This is a genomic window from Jeotgalicoccus marinus DSM 19772, assembly GCF_000425825.1.
GTDB lineage: Bacteria > Bacillota > Bacilli > Staphylococcales > Salinicoccaceae > Jeotgalicoccus > Jeotgalicoccus marinus.
Genome location: NZ_KE384461.1, coordinates 16,047 through 37,181, shown reverse-complemented (window position 1 = coordinate 37,181; position 21,135 = coordinate 16,047). Strand labels below are relative to the sequence as shown.

The 21,135-nt window shown below is 37.4% G+C and carries 20 protein-coding genes; 17 read left to right on the top strand and 3 right to left on the bottom strand.

Annotated features, from left to right (window positions below):
• Positions 1–206: 206 nt before the first annotated feature.
• The 5 genes from H624_RS0111285 to H624_RS0111265 all read left to right on the top strand — a co-directional run bounded on the left by H624_RS0111285 (position 207) and on the right by H624_RS0111265 (position 6,181).
• Entirely contained in the window at positions 207–1,508 is a 1,302-nt protein-coding gene (locus H624_RS0111285; RefSeq protein WP_026867702.1) for an acetamidase/formamidase family protein, read from the top strand.
• Positions 1,501–1,932 carry a hypothetical protein gene (locus H624_RS0111280; protein WP_026867701.1) on the top strand — a complete coding sequence of 144 codons (432 nt, stop codon included), beginning with the start codon at positions 1,501–1,503 and terminating at the stop codon, positions 1,930–1,932. The genes H624_RS0111285 and H624_RS0111280 overlap by 8 nt, the downstream gene beginning before the upstream one ends.
• Positions 1,933–1,987: 55 nt before the next feature.
• A complete protein-coding gene (locus H624_RS0111275) occupies positions 1,988–2,395 on the top strand; it encodes a hypothetical protein (RefSeq protein ID WP_026867700.1) in 408 nt (135 codons plus the stop codon).
• A 321-nt stretch (positions 2,396–2,716) separates the two neighbouring features.
• Positions 2,717–4,447, top strand: coding sequence for an ABC transporter ATP-binding protein (locus H624_RS0111270; RefSeq protein ID WP_026867699.1), 1,731 nt, complete (start codon positions 2,717–2,719; stop codon positions 4,445–4,447).
• Positions 4,448–4,450: 3 nt separating this feature from the next.
• Positions 4,451–6,181 carry an ABC transporter ATP-binding protein gene (locus H624_RS0111265; RefSeq protein ID WP_026867698.1) on the top strand — a complete coding sequence of 577 codons (1,731 nt, stop codon included), beginning with the start codon at positions 4,451–4,453 and terminating at the stop codon, positions 6,179–6,181.
• Between the two features lie 114 nt (positions 6,182–6,295).
• On the opposite strand, the gene H624_RS0111260 is transcribed toward H624_RS0111265, so the two are convergent.
• Together H624_RS0111260 and H624_RS0111255 are read right to left on the bottom strand one after the other, a co-directional pair.
• Positions 6,296–6,556: a GlsB/YeaQ/YmgE family stress response membrane protein gene (locus H624_RS0111260; protein ID WP_026867697.1), complete on the bottom strand. Its 261-nt coding sequence runs from the start codon at positions 6,554–6,556 to the stop codon at positions 6,296–6,298.
• Between the two features lie 84 nt (positions 6,557–6,640).
• Positions 6,641–7,828 carry an MFS transporter gene (locus tag H624_RS0111255; RefSeq protein ID WP_026867696.1) on the bottom strand — a complete coding sequence of 396 codons (1,188 nt, stop codon included), beginning with the start codon at positions 7,826–7,828 and terminating at the stop codon, positions 6,641–6,643.
• 172 nt (positions 7,829–8,000) lie between these two features.
• On the opposite strand from H624_RS0111255, the gene H624_RS0111250 reads away from it, so the two are divergent.
• From H624_RS0111250 to recQ, 6 genes are all read left to right on the top strand, one after another.
• A complete protein-coding gene (locus H624_RS0111250; protein ID WP_035857372.1) occupies positions 8,001–8,576 on the top strand; it encodes an anthranilate synthase component II in 576 nt (191 codons plus the stop codon).
• Complete coding sequence (gene pabB / locus H624_RS0111245; RefSeq protein WP_026867694.1) at positions 8,573–10,249, top strand: aminodeoxychorismate synthase component I; 1,677 nt, start codon at positions 8,573–8,575, stop codon at positions 10,247–10,249. Before H624_RS0111250 ends, pabB begins: the two co-directional genes overlap by 4 nt.
• A gap of 9 nt (positions 10,250–10,258) precedes the next feature.
• The gene (locus tag H624_RS0111240; RefSeq protein WP_026867693.1) at positions 10,259–10,465 is read left to right on the top strand and encodes a hypothetical protein; all 207 of its coding nucleotides are present in this window, start codon (positions 10,259–10,261) and stop codon (positions 10,463–10,465) included.
• Positions 10,466–10,480: 15 nt separating this feature from the next.
• Positions 10,481–10,738 carry a hypothetical protein gene (locus H624_RS0111235; RefSeq protein ID WP_026867692.1) on the top strand — a complete coding sequence of 86 codons (258 nt, stop codon included), beginning with the start codon at positions 10,481–10,483 and terminating at the stop codon, positions 10,736–10,738.
• A gap of 1 nt (position 10,739) precedes the next feature.
• Entirely contained in the window at positions 10,740–11,684 is a 945-nt protein-coding gene (locus H624_RS0111230) for a 5-oxoprolinase subunit C family protein (RefSeq protein WP_026867691.1), read from the top strand.
• A 166-nt stretch (positions 11,685–11,850) separates the two neighbouring features.
• Positions 11,851–13,632, top strand: coding sequence for a DNA helicase RecQ (recQ, locus tag H624_RS0111225; RefSeq protein WP_026867690.1), 1,782 nt, complete (start codon positions 11,851–11,853; stop codon positions 13,630–13,632).
• A gap of 192 nt (positions 13,633–13,824) precedes the next feature.
• Here the strand turns inward: recQ and H624_RS0111220 are convergent, their stop codons facing one another.
• Positions 13,825–14,706, bottom strand: a complete 882-nt coding sequence (locus tag H624_RS0111220) for a DMT family transporter (protein WP_026867689.1) — start codon at positions 14,704–14,706, stop codon at positions 13,825–13,827.
• 340 nt (positions 14,707–15,046) lie between these two features.
• On the opposite strand from H624_RS0111220, the gene nrdI reads away from it, so the two are divergent.
• The 6 genes from nrdI (at position 15,047) to H624_RS0111190 (ending at position 21,098) form a co-directional block, all read left to right on the top strand.
• Complete coding sequence (gene nrdI / locus H624_RS0111215; RefSeq protein ID WP_026867688.1) at positions 15,047–15,442, top strand: class Ib ribonucleoside-diphosphate reductase assembly flavoprotein NrdI; 396 nt, start codon at positions 15,047–15,049, stop codon at positions 15,440–15,442.
• Entirely contained in the window at positions 15,426–17,531 is a 2,106-nt protein-coding gene (gene nrdE, locus H624_RS0111210; protein WP_026867687.1) for a class 1b ribonucleoside-diphosphate reductase subunit alpha, read from the top strand. The genes nrdI and nrdE overlap by 17 nt, the downstream gene beginning before the upstream one ends.
• A gap of 13 nt (positions 17,532–17,544) precedes the next feature.
• The gene (nrdF, locus tag H624_RS0111205) at positions 17,545–18,513 is read left to right on the top strand and encodes a class 1b ribonucleoside-diphosphate reductase subunit beta (RefSeq protein ID WP_026867686.1); all 969 of its coding nucleotides are present in this window, start codon (positions 17,545–17,547) and stop codon (positions 18,511–18,513) included.
• 138 nt (positions 18,514–18,651) lie between these two features.
• Positions 18,652–19,077: a FixH family protein gene (locus tag H624_RS0111200; RefSeq protein ID WP_026867685.1), complete on the top strand. Its 426-nt coding sequence runs from the start codon at positions 18,652–18,654 to the stop codon at positions 19,075–19,077.
• Between the two features lie 46 nt (positions 19,078–19,123).
• On the top strand, positions 19,124–19,795 hold the full coding sequence (locus H624_RS0111195) for an SDR family oxidoreductase (RefSeq protein WP_026867684.1): 672 nt from the start codon (positions 19,124–19,126) through the stop codon (positions 19,793–19,795).
• A gap of 163 nt (positions 19,796–19,958) precedes the next feature.
• Positions 19,959–21,098 (top strand): ABC transporter substrate-binding protein, encoded by a 1,140-nt coding sequence (locus tag H624_RS0111190; RefSeq protein ID WP_026867683.1) that lies wholly within the window; start codon positions 19,959–19,961, stop codon positions 21,096–21,098.
• Positions 21,099–21,135: the final 37 nt, after the last annotated feature.

The window sequence follows — 21,135 nt, the reverse complement described above, 5'->3', positions numbered from 1 at the left end:
CCGTTGACCTTCAGAGCGTTTTGGGGTCTAATGTCATTTCGGTGTTGACCTTCAGATCGTTCCAGAGTCTAACACTACTTCGCCGTTGACCCTCAAACTTAAAAAATAATCTATTGCTACCACAGATATTTTTATCCTCTAAAAATAACTGAAAAGTTAGATAATATAATTCAAATCAGTATAATAGTGAATAAGGAGCTGATTAAATGACAAACCGTAATTTTAAGCAGACTGTTTACGTGGATAAGTTTACCGATGGTGTTTTAGATCCGACTCAAGAAATGTCGTACTTTGTTAAGGATAAGGGAACGATTGTTGCAAATACCGCACCGGGTTGTTGGGGACCAATGATTACTCCAGAACTAAAGGGTGGCCACGAAGTAACAAAACCTGTTTTTGTTGAAGGTGCTGAAGTTGGTGATGCGATTGCCATAAAAATTAACTCAATTCGTGTGACATCAACCGTCACTGCTTCTGGTAATGATAAACCAATGGAAGGCCGCTTCAACGGTGATCCGTTTGTTGCTGGTATATGTCCAAATTGTGGTTCGAAGAATCCAAAAACTGTGATAGATGGTATCGGTCAGGGCGCTATTAAGTGTGCGGAATGTGGTGAGGATGTCACTCCGTTTACATTTTCGAATGCTTATACTATGGCTTTTGATGACGATAAAACGTTAGGAATCACCTTAAATAAAGATGCTGCTGAGAAAGTTGCTGAAGAATCTAAAAGTTATATGAATACACCTGAGAATTCTATTCAAAATCCTGTAGTTACCTTTGCACCACATGATATTGTCGGCGCGCTTGCACGTGTGATTCCATTTTTAGGTCAACTCGGTACTGTACCGGCATCTCCATTTCCAGATTCACATAATGCTGGTGATTTTGGACAGTTTTTAATCGATGCACCTCATGAATATTCCAAAACCGTTGAGGAACTTGAAGACCGTACGGATGGTCATATGGATATAAATAGGGTGAGAGAAGGGGCAATTATTATTTGTCCTGTAAAAGTTGAAGGTGGTGGTGTGTATTTAGGTGATATGCATGCTATGCAAGGAAACGGTGAAATTGCTGGCCACACTACTGATGTCGCGGGTATTGTTGATCTTAAAGTTAAGGTATTAAAGGATATAAACATTGATGGCCCGATTTTATTACCTTTGGTAGAGGATCTACCACCTGTCGCTAAGCCATTTTCTGATGAGGAGCTACTTAAAGCGGATAAACTAGCCCTACAATGGGGAATTGATAACTTAGAAAAATCTTATCCATTGTCATTTGTTGGTAGTGGTGCAACGCTTAATGATGCAACGTCTAATGGCTTAGAGAGAGCTGCCAAATTACTTGAAATTGATGTTCCAGAAGTTATGAATAGAGCAACCATTACTGGAGCAATTGATATCGGTAGAAACCCAGGTGTGGTGACAGTGACCTTCCTTGTTCCAGTGACTCTACTTGAACAATCAAAACTTGCAGACATCGTACAAAGTTACTATGAATAAAATTAAAACAATTAGAATAGAATCTAGTGACTTTGGTTGGGGTGTATTACCAGATTCAGAAGAACTTCATATCCAGAAAATTACCATTTCAAATAACGGTAGAGTTTGGCTCAGATATTACGGACTAGCAAGTTATTCTGAAAAAAATCCTTGCTTAGCTCAAGAATATTATAAAGTATCGAAGGCAACTGCAGAAAGTATAATGACATTGATAGAGCAAGAGTTCTTATCCACAAATAGTTGTAGTGTTGAAGTGACTGATGTACCTGTCTGGGTCATGGATATTAATTTTGATGATCTTGCTAGAGTTGAGTTATCTGGACCAGTATTTGAAGGACATCGGGACATAAGTAATAAAATAAGGAGACTACTTGGTTTAAAAAATCTATTCCTGTTCAATTTACCTGAGCCACCTACGTCTTAATTTCACACTAAAAATGCTATAATGGGGTAAACATTTCTAGGAGGCACATCACACTATGGAATCTATTACTTTGATGGAAGCATACGCTATTGAAACCTTGAAAGGGAATGGCGTTGATAATGAAACAATTATTAACAATATTAAAGCTGGAGAAATAGAAGAATTTAAAGCCATCAAAGAGAATATGGACTTTGATGCTTTGGTTGAATTGAGTAAGAATGCTGATTTTGATTCTATCGTCAACGACGGTTACAAGGTTAAATTCTTAACATTCAACGGATTAAAAAATCTAATCAAAATGAAGTTTGGTAAATTTGCAGATGAAGATTACCAAGTCGATGAGTTCACTATTTCTGGTCTGGAACTAAGTAAAGACCAAGTGGCAGACTTAGAAAATGTACTTTCTGCAAACTGGGTATTGTCAAATGAACCTGGTGGCGTCACTGTAAAACCGAATAAGTAATATCTTATATAATTTTTAGAAAATTCCCTTGAAATGTGTAAATATTTAAATTATGATGAAATTGTGACAAATTCTAAAAGGAGGTAAGGCATTATGAAATTAAGAACGAATGAACCATTATTAATTTCACAAAAACATATGCAAACCTCTGTATTTTACATTTTATAAAGGTAATTTCTAGAACTATAAATATATGAAATAGAGAGGAGACCCCTCTCTATTTTTATGCAGTTTTTTAGCGTGCACAATAATAGTGCGCGCTTTTTTTGTCAAGAGAGGGTGTAAGTGATTTAAACAGAGGGATATTTGGGGGTACAAATTATGTTTAGTTACATCAAGAAAATTGGCTGGTACATTCGGGAGAACAAAAAACGATACATTGTTATTTTTGTATTACTAATGATGTCAAATTTACTCGACATCATTCCCCCGCAATTGATCGGCCGAACAATTGATCTTATTAACAACGACACAATGACACAAACATTAATGTGGCAAATTATCATTGTTTTCTTATTAGTCATTATTTTATCTTATGCTGGTACTTATTTCTGGGGCTTTCTCTTATTTGAAGGTGCCATAAAAATTGAAAATATTTTAAGAAGTCGTTTAATGAAGAAATTCCTCGCATTTTCTCCAAGTTTTTATGAGAAGAATAAGACCGGAGATTTGATGGCGAAATCAACTAATGACTTGAAGACGATATACATGTCGACAGGCTTTGGTGTCATTACTTTACTCGATGCTACGACTTTCTTACTAACGATCGTCTTAGTGATGGGCTTTAGCATCAGTTGGCCACTGACATTTTTTGCGCTCTTGCCTTTACCATTATTAGCGATTTTAGAACAACGTCTTGGAAAGAAAATAAATAAGAATCATAAGACCGCACAAGAATCCTTTGGCGTTATGAATGATGCAGTCTTAGAAGTAGTGGAAGGTGTCCGCTTAACACGAAGTTACGTTCAAGAGACACAAGAAGCGGGACGTTTTCATCAGTTGACGGAAAATTATTTAAAGAAGTATATGAAAGTGGAAAAACTAGATGCTTTCTTTCAGCCGTTAACGATTTTAGTAGTCTCACTCAGCATAGCGATTTCATTTGGTTACGGTGCAGTCTTGGTTAATAATGGATCCATTTCTGTTGGCCAGCTCATTACCTTTAACGTCTATTTAAATATGCTAATTTGGCCAATGTATGCACTTGGTATGTTGTTTAATGTAATGGAGCGAGGAAATGCTTCTTACGACCGTATCCAACAAGTTTTAGATGAAAAAGATGTACTCGACTACGAAGGAATGAAAGTGGTTGAAACGCCAGAGTTTAGTTTTAATAATGTTACTTTTAAATATCCGCTATCAAAGCATAACAATTTAGAAGATATAACAGTCGAGCTTAACAAGGGAGAAACACTTGGTGTTGTTGGTAAGACTGGCAGTGGGAAGTCGACTTTTATTAAACAATTACTAAGAATTTACCCTGAAGGTAGTGGGGATCTAATTATTGATGGTTTAAATGTCTCAGAACTCGACAGAGATAAGTTAAGAGATAAGCTCGGTTACGTTTCCCAGGAAAACATACTGTTTTCAAGAACTGTAAAGGAAAATATTCTCTTTGGTAAACCAGATGCCACTTATGAGGAATTACAACAGGCGATTGAGTTAAGTGCTTTTGATGAAGATCTTAAACGCATGCCAGATGGTCTAGATACGCTTGTTGGGGAGAAAGGGGTCTCCTTAAGTGGAGGACAAAAACAGAGAATTTCAATTGCGAGAAGTTTGATTAAGAATCCAGATATCTTAATTTTGGACGACGCCTTAAGTGCAGTGGATGCAAGAACTGAGCAAAGAATTATCAATCACATTCGAGAGAAACGTCAAGGAAAAACAACCATTATCGTGACGCATCGATTGTCAGCTGTCCACCATGCGGATAAAATTATCGTCCTTGAAAATGGACGTTTAGCACAAGAAGGTACGCATGAAGAATTGTCTAAAAGAGAAGGCTGGTATAAAGAACAAAACCACTACTACATCAAGGGAGGTGTCTGAGGGATGACTGAACTAAAACGATTGTTTCCATATATTCTAAGCTTTAAAGGTATCTTTTTTTCTGGAGTCATATTGATGATTCTGATGACAGCTTTTGAATTAGTCGGTCCATTGATTGCAGCGAGAATTATTGACGAACATATAAAATTAGGAGAAGGCAATATCATTTTAGAGCCGATTTTATATTTAATTGCACTATTTATGGGCTTGAAGATTATCCATGCAATCACTACATTTTTTGCACAGATTTTACTAGCGACAGCCGGTTCTAAAGCCATTCAAAAGATGAGGAAGGAAGTCTTCGGTCACGTCCAACGCCTACCCATTAAATATTTTGATAACCTACCAGCAGGTAAGGTGGTTGCACGCATTACGAACGATACCGAATCGATTTTAGAACTGTTCACATCGGTGATTCCGATGTTTATGGCAAGTATCCTAACGATCGGTAGTATAGTGACAGTTGTATTCTTCATCAACACTTGGACAGGTATAGTGATGCTCATATTTATGCCGATTATTATTGTTTGGGGTATGCTTTATAAAAAATATTCTAATGATAACAACCACATCAGACGAGAGAAGAACAGTGAAATGAATGCTATGATTAATGAGTCCATCATTGGCATGCCGATTATTCAAGTTTTCAATCGTCAAGAACAAATCGCTGATGAATTTGAAGCGATTAATGATGACTATTACAAGAGTACAAAGGGTCTAATACAACTCGAAAGTTTAACTGGAGATAACTTAGCAAATAACATTCGCTCTATCGTTTTCGCCATACTCGTCTATATATTCGCATCAGTCTATTTAAGCGAATCAACAGTTTTAACAGTGGGGACGATGTATCTCTTAGTTGATTATATTACGCGGTTCTTTAACCCCTTATTCAATATCGTTAATCAACTAAGTGTTTATGAACAAGCTCGAGTAGCGGCTAACAAAGTATTTGAATTATTGGATGCTGAAGTAGAAGAAAATACAGGCGACGACTTAGAGGAATTTAAGGGGAACATTCACTTTAGAAATGTGAACTTCTCCTACGATGGCAAAAGAGATGTCCTAAAAAACATTAACATCGATGTGAGCCAAGGAGAAACAGTCGCCTTAGTCGGTCACACTGGATCCGGGAAAAGCTCCATTATCAATCTATTGATGCGATTTTATGACCCGACTTCAGGTGGTATTTACTTTGATGATAGAAATACTATCGATATCGATAAAAAATCACTCCGTAAGTTTATGTCCATCGTTCTACAAGATCCATTTATTTATAGTGGATCGCTTTTGTATAACATTCGTTTGAATAATAAGGACATTAGTGAAGAAAGTGCTAAGAAAGCATTAATTGATGTCGGAGGAGAGAATCTTTTAAGTAAATTAGATAATGGTATTCACTCTGAACTAACAGAACGCGGCGCAACACTATCGCTCGGAGAAAGGCAGCTTATATCTTTTGCACGTGCGTTAGCGTTTAATCCACAAGTACTTGTTTTAGATGAAGCAACGAGTAATATAGACTCAGAAACCGAACAGATGATTCAATATGCCATGAAGGTTGTGAGTCACAACAGAACAACCTTTATCATTGCGCATAGACTATCAACGATTCAACACGCAGATCAGATCATTTTACTGGATAACGGGGTAATCAAAGAGCGAGGTAATCATAGCGCACTCATTCAGCAACAAGGCACCTATAGCAAAATGTATGAAATGCAGATGGGATAAAAGAAAAACCATGGGGAGAATATTCTCCCCATGGTTTTTCAATACATATTTTTAACAGGTTAGACAGATTGCCCGAGACCTACTTATAAATCAAATCATGGTGTGAGTCTTTCATTAAGCCTTCTTGTTACCTTTTAACAAGTTAAAGATAAATGAAACCACTAGAATTAGAATAATCGCACCAGCTAATGTACCAATGATGCTCATTCCGCCTAGAGTGGGTCCGAAGTCTAAACCAATTGCATTACCGATAGATGCACCGATAAGTCCTGCAATAATGTTACCGATAATACCGAACGGTACGTCTTTACTTATGATTAGTCCAGCTAACCAACCGAGAATACCGCCAACTATTAATGTCCATAACCAACCCATAACTAAATTCCTCCTATTAAAAAAGTAAAAACTGTTTCTAGTCATATATTTCCAATAACAAAGACTTGTAAACATTTCTTTGAATTATGAAGTGAATTTATTGTTAAGTCGTAAAATAAAGTATAGTCCTAGAGCGAGTGCCGCACTTGTTGCACTAATCCAATATATTGAACTGTACCCAATGAACTCTGCAACGAGTCCAAATGTCATTGCACCGAGCCCAACGCCTAAATCAAAAGCAGAGAAGAAGGTCGCGTTAGCCATACCTCTTTTTTCTGGTGGGGTTGTATTGATTGCTGACGCTTGTAAGGCGGGTTGAATCGTTCCAAATCCTAATCCATAAAATATAGCGCCTATATAAAGGAACATTTCGTTTTGTAAAATAGCTAAGAAGATTAAGCCGATAATAATCATTACTGAACCTGGTATAAAGACAATTGCCAACCCACGGCGGTCATAGATACGTCCAGCGAATAATCGTGTCGCGACTAAGGAAATTGCATAGATGACAAAATATAGCTGTATGGCATATGAAGGCAGACCTTGTTGGAATGAATAGGCTGGTAAAAATGTTGCGATTCCACCGAACGTAAATGTAATAAAAAACAGTAGGGATGAAGCGGGTAAGGCACGTTTTTCAAAGAACTTCATGCGTTCTTTTGGTAGAGTTTTTCCCTCGTAATCTGTTTTTGTTACTGGTGCAGCTTTTTTGTACTTGATATTCAATGCCAAAATTAAGGCAAGCAGTGTTAAGGAACCACAGATCATAAATAGGGTAGAGAACTCAATATGATTGACTAAAAATAGACCGAATGCAGGTCCGATTGCTAGTGCAAGGTTACCACTTAAGCCGAAGTAACCTAAGCCTTCACCCCGACGTTCTTTAGGTACAAGGTCAGACGCGATAGTACCAGATGCAGTATTGGATAATCCCCATCCCACACCTTGAACAACCCTCACAATGACTAAAAGTAGAATCGTAGTGCTGATTGCGAGCGAATACAAAGAAATAACGAGAATCAACAGTCCGCCTAGAAAGACTGGCGCACGTCCACTTGTATCCAATAAGTTACCACCAAAGGGCCTAATTATTAGCGCAGAAAAAGTGAAGATACCTACAATTAAGCCAACCCACGTATTTGAATTACTAATCTCTTGAACGTAAAGTGGCAACGTAGGTAAGGTCATTTGAAAAGATGTAAATATAAAAAAGTTTGCAAATACAATGATGATAAAATCACGAGTCCAAATTCTTGGCTTATCATTTGTCATATTAAACCTTCTATTCTAATTTAAAGTTAAAATTCTTATTAACTACATAGTTTACACTAATGGATGAATGATTACATCCGACTAGTTACTGATTCTAATATTTAAATGATGTCTGATATGATATTATTAGAAAATAACAGATTTTCAGGGAGAATGACCAGTGAATTTATTAATGATTGATAACTATGATTCCTTTACATATAATCTGGTACACTATATGGAAAGTAACCCCTATGGTGTTGGTGTAAAAGTGGTCCGACCAGATGAACTTTCTTCATATAATATGGCGGATAATAATATTATTGGTGTTGTTATATCGCCGGGTCCATCACATCCAACAGACCGTCCGGAAGTATTGGATTTTATTAAAAAATATTTTACGACCCAACCGATATTTGGTATTTGTCTCGGTCATCAAATGCTCTGGCACTTAGCGGGTGGAGAAGTTTCTCATGGAAAACGTCCCATACACGGACATGCGCACCCGGTCTATCACAACGAAAAAGATATTTACGCTAATATCCCGACACCTGTGATTGGCTGCAGGTACCATTCTTTAAGTTGTTATGGACAAGTTAATGACTACAATATTGTTGGACAGACCGAAGACGGCATCAATATGGCAATCCGTCATAAAACCTACCCCGTTTTTGGCGTGCAATATCATCCAGAGGCAATTTTGTCAGAGCACGGCAGAGCCCAGGTCAATAACTTTATTAGAATTGCAGTGGAGGAAAATCAAGGATGAGAGCACATACAAAATTCAAAAAAGATGGTGTGGTCGAGGAACATTTTTTCACTTCACCAATTGAAGTGATTCAAGCACCGACATCTTTTGATACAGCTGTTAACCATGCCAAAGCAATGCAGGAAAAAGGTTACTACGCAGTCGTCGGCGTCACATACGAAAAAGACGAATACTTTGTTGGAATCTTTGATGCGCCTGTATCTTATGAGTCCTTTTTACAAGGAGAAAAAACAGGACGCTTTACCATGACTGAACCAAGTCTCAGTGAAAGTAGAGAAGAAATAGAAAGTAACATTGAAGCAGTAAGGAATTATATACTGGATGGCCATACCTACCAAGTGAACTATACGACGAGATTGTATGGAGATTTCAGTGGTGATAGCCACCAGCTATTCTTAAAACTTACAAGCGGCAACAACGGAGATTACGCAATGTATGTGGATTTAGATGACAAAGAAATCCTTAGTGTATCCCCTGAATTATTCTTCGAAATTGATCCTAACCGAACGATAAGAACAAAACCGATGAAGGGGACGGCACCGACATTTGAAGACCAAGAGAAAGACAATGAAAGCTATCAGTTTTTAAGGCATTCAAAGAAAGACCAGGCTGAAAATGTAATGATTGTTGATCTTTTAAGAAATGACATCTCAAGAATTGCCAAAAAGAACACAGTAGAGGCAACTGAACTGTTTACCATTGAAAAGTACCGAACGGTCTACCAGATGATATCGGTTGTAGAAGCAAAAGTAAGAGATGACGTTCAGCTAAGTGATACTTTTGACGCGCTCTTTCCTTGTGGCTCGATAACCGGTGCACCTAAAATAAAGACTATGGATATTATTTCCAAACTCGAAAAAACGCCACGAGGCTATTATTGTGGTGCACTCGGTATACTCTACCCGGACCAATCCATAATCTTCAACGTACCTATTCGTACTATGGTAATCGAAGACGGTAACTACACATATGGTGCAGGGGGCGGCATTACCTATGACTCAGACCCGAGCGGAGAGTTTGAAGAAATTCTCCATAAGACTTCATTTCTAAAACAAGGCCAGTATGCTTTGATAGAGTCGATGCGACTAGAAAGAGGTAATATCAAACGTTTAGCACTACACCTCAATCGCTTGAAGACAAGTGCGGATTACTTTAACTACCCACTTGACGATGCTCAAAGTGAACTTCAAAATTATATAGAAGTTAAAGATATCCACACTGGTGTATACAAGCTACGCCTAACTTTAGATCACACTGGTGTGATGAATATTAGCCACCAAGAAGTTGAACCTGTTCATAGCATGACAGCGTGTTTATCGACTAAAATTATGTATGCACCAGAGGACTTCACTAGTCACAAAACGACGGTCAGACATCAATATTATAGTGAATCAAATGATTGTGATCTCGTTTTGTATTATAATGATAGTCTAAATGTCACAGAATTTAATATAGGTAATCTTGTCGTTGAAGAAAACGGTGTGTTGACGACACCTGTTTTAAGACCTGAGTTATTAAATGGTGTCATGAGACAGTCTTTATTGACAGAAGGCATACTCACAGAGCGAGATTATTCTGTTGAGACTTTGAAAAAGAAATATCAAAATAATGAAGTTAAACTATATATGATTAATAGTGTTAGAGAATGGGTGGCTGTAACACTAGAAGGATAGAGGTGGCTTATGTTTACACTAATTTTAGCGATTTTAGTCATCGCGATTGTTGTCGTGACGCACTTTATTGTCACGTATTTATTAAAAAATAAAATTATTATTGTCGGTGTAACCCTCGGATTTGTCGGCGTAATTATTGCGATTGTTGTCTTCGGTATGGCTATGGGCAACTTTACGGAGTACGTTGCTGGTGAATTAGAATTCTTTTACCGATAAGGAGTGGGAAAATAAATGATTTTTGCAAATGGAGATACGGCAATTACATGCCAGATTGAACCTACTGAAGTAGAGCGTCTCTTAGCTACATATAAAAAAGACGGTAAGCTAACAGATAGCCCTTATATTACAGCGGTTCAGTTTACAAATAATACGGTGACATTCCATTACGAACCAATTGAAGTGATGGAAAATGAAAACACAATAGAACCCTCAACCTTCGTAACAACGATTGTGAAATCTGTGTTGAACCGTGAGAGTGAGGTAAGGTAAGATGAGTCTAATTATAAAGAAAAGCGGCCTGTTAACGATTCTTCAAACTGTTAAAAAGACCGAAATCAACAAAGAGAATAACGAATACAACGGTGCGGTTGATCGACTATCACCCATGCTTGCTAATAAATTAGTCGGCAACGATATCGATGAGCCGACGATTGAAATGTCAGGTCAACCTGGTGTGATTCAATTTACTGAACCAACAATTTTTGCATATTCGGGCGGAGAGTTCGAGGGCTCAATTAACGATGAAGATATTCATCCCAATCGTATTTACCATGTTGACCGTGGCGATGTGTTATCGTTTCATGAGTCATCAAGAGGTTGCCGTATATACTTAGCGGTCGCTGGCGGATTGGCTGCAGAAGCCTCCAATGTATTAAAATCGGGTGACGAAGTGATTATGCGTCGTGATTATAGTACGCTTCATGATGAAATTTTCCATATGATGTCTAACAAGCGTAAAGTGGGCTGGGGCATTGCGGTGTACTCATTAGTAGAAGTATATCTTTCAGATACTTATCACATCGTTAAGAGACCTGATGTACCGGATTCTGTGTATGAAATGCTCGAAGAAAAAGAGTATGAAGTGATTCATGAAGATAATCGTGTCAACCTTGTGTTAAAAGGACAAGGGCTAGAAGACTTTGATCAAACAGGCGAACAGCCAGGTGTGCTCGGTGGGGTCTATATTAAAGACGAGACTCCAATCATCGCCCTTAACGATTTTAACAGCCAGACGGATTTAACTCATATTGGAACGATTCCGAGCTATCACATGCATAAGCTAGGTCAAAAACGTCCGGGGTCTAAGATTAAATTTAAAACAGTCGACATTGATGATGCACATGCAGAAATGTATGGACATCACCTTTGGGTAAACAGTTTATTTAAAGCAATTGATTACAAAATTTCAAAAGAATTAGTGAAAGAAAAGATGTAGGAGTGATCTCTTTTTAAGTGGACCGAGTGAATTATCGGGCTTAAAAAGAGATTTTTTCTTGGAATCTTTGAGCCAAAGTTTAACAAAGATACTCGGATTTAATGTATAATATAGCAGATAAATATTTTGACTGTAAGTACATATATAAATGTAGGACTGATAATGTATGGAAGCTATTTTAAAAGAATACTTCGGCTATGACTCATTTAGGTATGGCCAAAAAGAAATAATAGAAAACGTGTTAGCCGGAGACAACGCCTTAGGTATCTTACCAACTGGTTCTGGTAAGTCTTTATGCTATCAAGTACCAGGCTTGATGTTCGGCGGTACGACACTTGTGATTTCTCCCTTGATTTCCCTGATGCAAGACCAAGTCGATGCCTTAAAAAAACGCGGAATTAGTGCAGAGTGTATCAACTCTACCATGTCTAAAGTGGATTTAAATCGAGTGATGGATCGTATGATGAACGGTGACCTTCAGTTCTTATATGTTGCCCCAGAACGCTTTAATAATGAAGCGTTTAGAGCGGCAGTTGTAAACACAAAAATACCTTTTGTTGCTTTTGATGAAGCCCACTGTATATCTAAGTGGGGACATGACTTTAGACCAAGCTATCAGAGCATTATTCCCGAATTAAAGGGACTCTTACCAGACGCGCAAATCGTTGCAGTCACAGCGACAGCGACTGAGGAAGTCGAACATAATATTCAAGAATTATTAGATATTGATAATCATGCAGTCTTTAAGACAAGTGTTAAAAGAGAGAATCTCATCTTGTCTGTGAATCCAACCTACCAAAGAGAGCAGTTTATACTATCGTATATCCAAAATCATATTGATTCCTCAGGTATTGTATATGTATCAACCCGTGCAGAGGTAGAGAAACTTTCTGAGTACTTAAATGAATACGATATTGGAAATGTTATTTACCACGGTGGACTAGGTAAAAAAGAACGTAGTATTAACCAACAGAAGTTTGTCTCAGACGAAGTCAAGATTGTCATTGCAACAAACGCTTTCGGTATGGGGATTGATAAGCCGGATATCCGTTACATCATTCACTTTAACTTACCTGGTGACCTTGAAAGTTACTACCAGGAAATTGGGCGTGCCGGTCGTGATGGTTTAGACAGTGAATGTATCTTGCTATCGACTCAGCGAGATGTAAACTTACAACAGTTCTTCATCGACAGAGCGACGGCGAGTGAACAGTACAAGGACCATATGAGAGAAAAACTAGACTTAATGATCCAGTACAATAAGACGAATAAATGCTTGAGCAGTTTTATCGTTAAATATTTTAATGAAAACGAGTATGTCGAAGCCTGTGGTCAATGTTCAAGTTGCCTGTCTAAAAATAGAACAGAACCGATGACCACTGAAGCAAAGCTGATTTTGGGTCTAATTCAGAATTTAGATGGGGAGCTTTCAAAAGAACTCGTTATTCAAGTGATGCGAGGCGAACGCGCGGACAATATCCTCAGTCGTGGACTAGACAAGGAAGAAAATTTCGGTGTGCTTGATTCATTTAGAACAAGTGAAGTCAATCACTTAGTTGAAGAATTAGTGATGAGAGGCTACCTTCATTACACCAACCACAAGATGTACTTAATAGATAAAAGCCTAGACATATTAAATCATAAAGTAAAACTCTATACCGTACCTTACCGAAAAGAATATAACGAGCGTGTCAATGTTTCGACAGACTCCTCTCCAAACGAAGTGCTTTACGATAGACTCATTTCGACACGTAAGACACTCGCAGAAAAACATAAGCTAGATGAAGATGCGATTTTTACTGATCAAATTCTTAAAGAATTCGCCAAGAAAATGCCACAAACTAAGCAAGACATGATGCACATTCAAGGCGTTGGGAACTATAAACTCAAACACTACTGCCCATACTTCTTAGAAGAAATCCAACAACACGATAGCCAGCAAGTGTAGTGAAGTAAATTAACTCAAAAAGGGACTGCAATGGATGATTGCAGCCCTTTTTGAGTTGTGGACGGTTGTTGGTGGGGCTCCGCTTCGAAAGGAAAACGAAGCACACCATCCACCCAAAACAAAAACTACGCAGTATTTTGGTCTCTATCACCAAAGACTGCGTAGTATATGCTTATATAGATAATATAAAGTTTACTTCTTACCTGCGATTTTCAAACGTTCTCGTTTCGGTGGTCTATTCTTCATGTACATATAGTAACTTGCTGAGAAGATAATGATGTAACCGAGTATAGATAAGGCATCAGGAATTTCGTTAAAGACGATGATACTAAATAGTGCTGTAAAGAGAATCGTCGAGTAGAAGAAAATTGAGATTTCTTTAGCAGGTGCGAAGCTATAAGCAATTGTGAGTCCAAATTGACCAATCGCCGCAGATATACCGGACAGAATTAAAAACCAAAACTGACTGGCTGTCATTGCTTCATACTGGAAAATCATAAACGGTACGAGGGCAACGGTTGAAAAGAATGAAAAGTAAAATACTACAGTATAGAACTTTTCTCTACTTCCGAGCAATCTGAGCACAGTGTAGGCACCGGCTGCAAAGAGTGCCCCTAAAACACCTAGTAGCGCGAAATATGTATCACTTGAAAACGACGGTTTGATGATAAATATAGCACCAATTAAAGCGATGATAATCGAAATCATCTGGAAACGTCTTATATGTTCTTTTAAGAAAATCGCACAGAGGATAATCGTAAAAAATGGACTGAGTTTATTTAAGATGTCTGCATCACTTAGCACCATTCTATCAATGGTAAAGAAGTTAAGTAATACCCCAGCAAGGCCTAGAGCGGAGCGTAAGAGTAACCAACCTTGGTTTTCCTTTTTACCAAAGAGTCGTTCGCGATTATATATCACAAGGACTAAGGCAATCATCATCGATATAAAGTTTCTAAAAAAAGCTTTTTGAACAGTAGGTAGATCGCCTGCATATTTAACAAATAAAGACATCAAACTGAAACCGAGTGATGAAATAATTAGGGCAAGAATACCTTTAACTACATTATTCATTTACAACACTCCAAAAAAATTTGTACGTTAATTTCAACTTCTTGACTCCATTAAATTTCGCAAAAAATAATTTAAAAAAATAATATGATTTGTCATGACATACCCACCGTGACTTAGGGCGATTTATAACTCAATAAAGGGCGTGAAATTTTAATTTCAGGCAGTTTTTTACATTGCAATCAATTTTCTAATATGAGATTATAGAACATGTTAAATCATATATCTTGTGGTTTAAATTCTAAGTAAACACTATATGTGGTATTGATTAGAAATAAATGAACGAATCACTTGAATAGAACGTATGTTCTGTTTTATGATGTAATTGAATGGAGATGACAAAGTGATTATTGCTTATTATTCAATGACAGGTAATATCCGTCGCTTCTTAAATGGTATAGACATTCCAGACACCTATGAATTATATCAAATAACAGCTGATAATGTCAGCGAGAAAATCGGTGATCGTTTTATCCTGGTTACACCGACATACGGTTTTGGTGCAGTACCCGATATTGTAAGTAATTTCTTAAAAGTGAACGCTGAAAAAATGTTTGCGGTTGTCTCAAGTGGCAACAGAAACTGGGGTAGAAATTATGCACGAGCAGGCGAATATATCAGTGATGACTATAATGTACCACTTTTAATGAAGTTTGAGTTGCATGGTAGTCCAGAACAAAGAGAACAATTTTTAGTTGAATTAGAAAGGGCAGGGGAATTGCATGAAAGTATTAGATGAGAAAACATACAATCACGTTGAGTTAAATAACGAAGTCACTAAAAGAGACGAGACTGGTTTTTACAAACTAGAAAAAGATTTAGAAGCGCTTGAAGTATTCATGGAAGAAGTGGAAAGTAAAACCATACATTTCGATTCTGAGCTTGAAAGATTGCACTACCTTGTTGAGAACGACTTTTACTATGATCTGTTTAAAGAGTATGATGAAGCAGGCTTAACTGAAATTATTGACCATGCGAATAGCATTGATTTCAAATTTAAGAGCTATATGGCAGCGAGCAAATTCTTTAAAGATTACACGTTAAAAACAAATGACAAAAAACAATATTTAGAAGACTATAGACAACACGTTGTGATTGTCAGCTTATACTTAGCAAAAGGAAACATTAAAACAGCTAAAACATTCATTACTTCAATGATGGAGCAGCGCTACCAACCTGCAACACCAACTTTCTTAAACGCAGGACGTGCACGTCGTGGTGAAATGGTTTCATGTTTCTTATTAGAAGTAGATGACTCATTAAACTCTATTAACTACATCGATTCAACTGCAAAGCAGTTAAGTAAAATCGGTGGTGGGGTTGCGATTAACCTTTCAAAACTACGCGCACGTGGTGAGGCAATCAAGGGCATAGAAGGCGTCGCTAAAGGTGTATTACCAGTAGCGAAATCTCTAGAAGGCGGCTTTTCTTATGCCGACCAGCTTGGACAACGTCCAGGTGCTGGTGCAGTATACTTAAACATCTTCCACTATGACCTACCTGAATTCCTTGATACTAAAAAGGTAAACGCAGACGAAGATATCCGCCTTGCAACAATTTCAACAGGTCTAGTCGTGCCATCTAAATTCTTTGAACTCGCACGTGATAACAAACCATTTAATACTTTTGCACCACACACAGTGGAAAGAGAATATGGTGTTTCACTTGATGACATGGATATGGATGAGATGTACGATGAGCTTGTGAAAAATGATAAGGTTAAAAAACGCGAATTTGATGCACGTGATATGTTAAACACAATCGCTCAAACACAACTACAGTCTGGATATCCATACCTAATGTTTAAAGACAATGCCAACAAAGTACACCCTCTTGGAGGTATTGGTGACATTAAGATTTCTAACCTATGTACTGAAATCTTCCAACTTCAAGAGACTTCTGTCATTAATGACTACGGTGTTGAAGATGAAATCAAACGCGACATTTCATGTAACCTAGGTTCTATGAACATTGCGAACGTTATGGATTCAGGTAAGGTAAAAGAAACAGTACATGAAGGTATTGAAGCTCTTACACTCGTTAGTGATGATACTTCAATCGCTAACGCACCAGGTGTTAAAAAAGCGAATGAAGAATTGCACTCAGTTGGACTTGGTGCAATGAACTTACACGGCTACCTTGCTAAGAACAAGATTGGTTATGAGTCAGAAGAAGCAAGAGACTTTGCAAACATCTTCTTTATGCTGTTGAACTACTACTCAATCGAAAAATCAATGATGATCGCAAAAGAACGCGGTGTAACATTCAAAGACTTCGATCGTTCTGACTATGCGAACGGTAAGTACTTTAAACGCTATACAGCTGAAGATATTACACCTCAGTTTGATAAGGTAGCAGATCTATTTGATCACATTCACATTCCGACTAAGGAAGACTGGGCAAACCTTCAACAAGAAGTTGAAGCGAATGGCTTATACCATGCTTACCGCCTAGCGATTGCACCAACACAAAGTATTTCTTACGTACAGAATGCTACAAGTTCTGTAATGCCAATCGTTGATATGATTGAACGTAGAACTTACGGTAACTCAGAGACGTTCTACCCAATGCCATTCCTATCTAAGGAAACAATGTGGTATTACAAGAGTGCCTTTAACACAGATCAAATGAAATTAATCGATATGATTGCTACAATCCAACAGCACGTTGACCAAGGAATCAGTACGATTCTTTACGTGAACTCAGAAATCTCTACTAGAGAATTATCTAAGTACTATATTTATGCACACCACAAAGGATTGAAATCACTCTACTACACGAGAAACAAATTACTCAGTGTTGAAGAATGTACAAGTTGTGCAGTATAAAGGAGAATGAACTATGAAAGCTGTTAACTGGAACAGAGAAGAGGATATGACCAATATATTCTGGCGTCAAAATATCTCACAAATGTGGGTAGAAACAGAATTTAAAGTATCTAAAGACTTAGCATCATGGGCAAGCTTGTCTGATGATGAGAAAGATACATTCAAGAAAGTCCTCGCTGGACTGACAGGGCTGGATACGCACCAAGCAGATGACGGCATGCCACTAATCATGCTTCATACTCCAGATTTACGTAAAAAAGCAGTATATTCTTTCATGGGAATGATGGAGCAAGTTCACGCGAAATCATATTCTCATATCTTTACAACACTACTACCGACTACGGAAACTGATGATTTACTAGACGAGTGGGTTGTTAATAATAAGCATCTGACTTTTAAAGCAGACAAAATTGTCACAAACTATCATAAGTTACTAGATAAGAACCCGTCACTTTATGATCAGTATATGGCGAGAGTTTCATCAGTATTCCTTGAGTCTTTCTTATTCTATTCAGGCTTTTACTATCCGCTTTACTTAGCTGGAAATGGCCGTATGACAACGAGTGGTGAAATTATTCGTAAGATTCTACTTGATGAATCCATCCACGGTGTCTTCACTGGTCTAGATGCCCAAGTACTAAAAGCAGAGTTGAGCCAAGAAGAACAGGACCGTGCAGATAAGGAAATGTATGAACTACTTGATGAGCTGTATGCCAACGAAGTTGAATATACAAAAGATCTCTACGATAAAATCGGTTTAACTGATGATGTTCTAAATTACTTACAATATAATGCAAACAAAGCATTATCAAACTTAGGATTTGAACCTTACTTTGAAGAAAAAGGATTCAATCCAATCATTGAAAATGCTTTAGATACAACAACGAAGAACCACGATTTCTTCAGTGTTAAAGGTGACGGCTATGTTCTCGCGTTAAATGTTGAAGCATTAAAAGATGAAGATTTTATTTTTGAAGACTAGTTATAGTAACACGCTTGATGTTTATCACATCAAGCGTGTTTATTCATTTAGTCATAAAATATTCATTTCAGTATCATTGATGAGCAAAATGATAATGTAAAATGATATTTGAATGTAAAATAGAAATGAGGTATAACTATGAAACTAAAAGGAAGCTTTTTATCAGTAATCTTATTATTATCTTTAACTCTGGCTGCATGTTCAGATGGAGAAGGTTCAGAACACGGTGATCATGGAGATATGAATCACGATCACGCATCTAGTGATGAAGTGAGATCACTTGAAGTTGATTTACAAACACCTGAAAGCATCACTGCTGGTGAAGAAGTTGAATTTACAGCTCATGTGACATCGAATGAGGAAGACGTTACAGATGCGGATGCTGTTATGTTTGAAATCATTCAAGGCGAGGAATCATTAGAAATGATTGATGTTGAACATAGTGAAAATGGTGAATATGTACTACCATACACGTTTGAAGAACCAGGGGAATACAAAGTCATTTCTCACGTTGATGCCTACCAATTACATACCATGCCAGAAGAAACAGTAACAGTAGAGTAGTATGATATTATAGTAGTATCAAGATAGTCAGTTCTAGGAGGATATTATGGATCTAACAAATAAAACTTATATCGTATCGGGTGCAACAACTTATCTCGGTAGAGAGGTTGCGCTGGAATTGGCGACAAAAAATGCAAACATTATTCTAGCCGGCTTGGATTATAGCGAGCTAGAAGATGTAAAAGCAACACTCAGCGATACTACTGGCGAACATGAAATTGTTTTATTGGAACAGTCTAAAGAAATTGATTGGCTGGACGTTGTCCAAAAAATTGAGGATAGCTATGAATCGCTAAATGGTATTATTCTAGTTCATTCAATCTTTACGGATGACAAAACAGTCTACAATGTTAGTTTTAATGAATTTAGTGAGGTCATGTATGAACATGTTTGGGGAACGTACCTCGGTATTAGAACCATGAGACCATTACTTAAAATTGAAAATGACGCAAAAATCATCAATGTCATTGAACCTTCATTTGAAGAAGTTTTCGAAAGAAACCTGTACTACACAGTTACAGGCGCAATTGAAGCTCTGACACATTCAACAGCAATTGAACTGAGTCGTGAAGATGTAGATGTTTATGCTCTAAGCTATCGCCCAACCTATAAGACAACGGAAGAAGAGCGTGCCAACCAAAAAGCAATTAAGAAAATTAAAGCAATTATCGACCACGATAAAGATATTCCAACAGGAGAAACGATCATTATCTCTTAAGATTAGCTTTATTTTAATAATCACACTTATATCTTTTAAGAGTAAGTGTGATTTTTCGTATTACGATGAGTTGGCTAGGAAAAACACGTCAGGCTATGTATAATTGCTAACAAGACTAAAAACGATAGTGATTTAAGTACGAATTTATGATGAGGAGCTTAATATGGAATTTAAAAAGTTATACTTATTATTGATATCAGGCCTTATATTATTACTTGCAGCTTGTAATGATAATGCTGAAGAAACAGCACCATCTGAAGAATCTGCAGCGGAAACTGAAGACACAGAAAGTGAAGTAGCAGAATCAGAAGAAGAACAAGAGGAAGAAGCGAGCTCTCCGGAGCACATCGCATACAAAAACTTTTTCAAGATTAAAAGTAGTACAGATGAAGACGATGATGACTTTACTCAAATTGATAACGATGTAGAATTACCGAAGAGTTCAGACCAAGTCGTTGTCTTCGACTTATCTGCAGCGTCCACTTTTGCAGCACTTGATTTAGAAGGAAATATCACCGGCATTCAAAAAGGGGAAGAAGGGGAACATTTAAACGAAGAATTGAGTGATATCTTCGGATCAGACGATCATGTGAATGTAGGTACTGAAGATGAAATTGATTATGGGGCAGTTGAAGAATTAGACCCAGAAGTGATTGTTATAGGTGAAGATGAGTCCTATTCAGCTGTAATCAGACAACTGGAAGAAGCAGCACCGAATGCTGAAATTATCAGTGTCGATAAAGATAGCACGACTTATGTGGAAAACATTATAGAATTTACTAGCTTCCTCGGAGAGATGTATGGTGTTGAAGACCATGCAGAAAATTTAGTCGATGACTTAAATACAAATCTGACTGAGCTTAAAGAACGTGTGCTTGATTTAGAGGAAAATCTACTCTATTTTGAAGTGAATGATGAGGACTTAACTATTGATGAAACAAGTGGCATCAATGATTTTCTTTTCAGTGAAGTTGGTTTTAATCGCGTACTTGAACCGGTATCAAATGAGAATAGTCAAGTAGAACCAAATGCTGATTTCGGTTTCTCGTCCATCTCTAGTTTAAACCCAGGTATTATTTTAGCCCTAAACACAAACGGAGAAAAAGATATTGAAACAGTGACTGAGGAAATTTTAACAAATGAATTGCTCACTAACATTAATGCAGTCATCAATGAAAATGTCTATGTTATATCTGAAGACAACTGGGACGAAGAACCAGCAGGCTACTTAGACATTATGAATCAAATTGAGGACTTATCCGGTATGTTGGATTCAATAGAAGAAAGTAATAATGATGAGTGATATGTAGTAAAAGCCCGTTCGTATAACGAACGGGCTG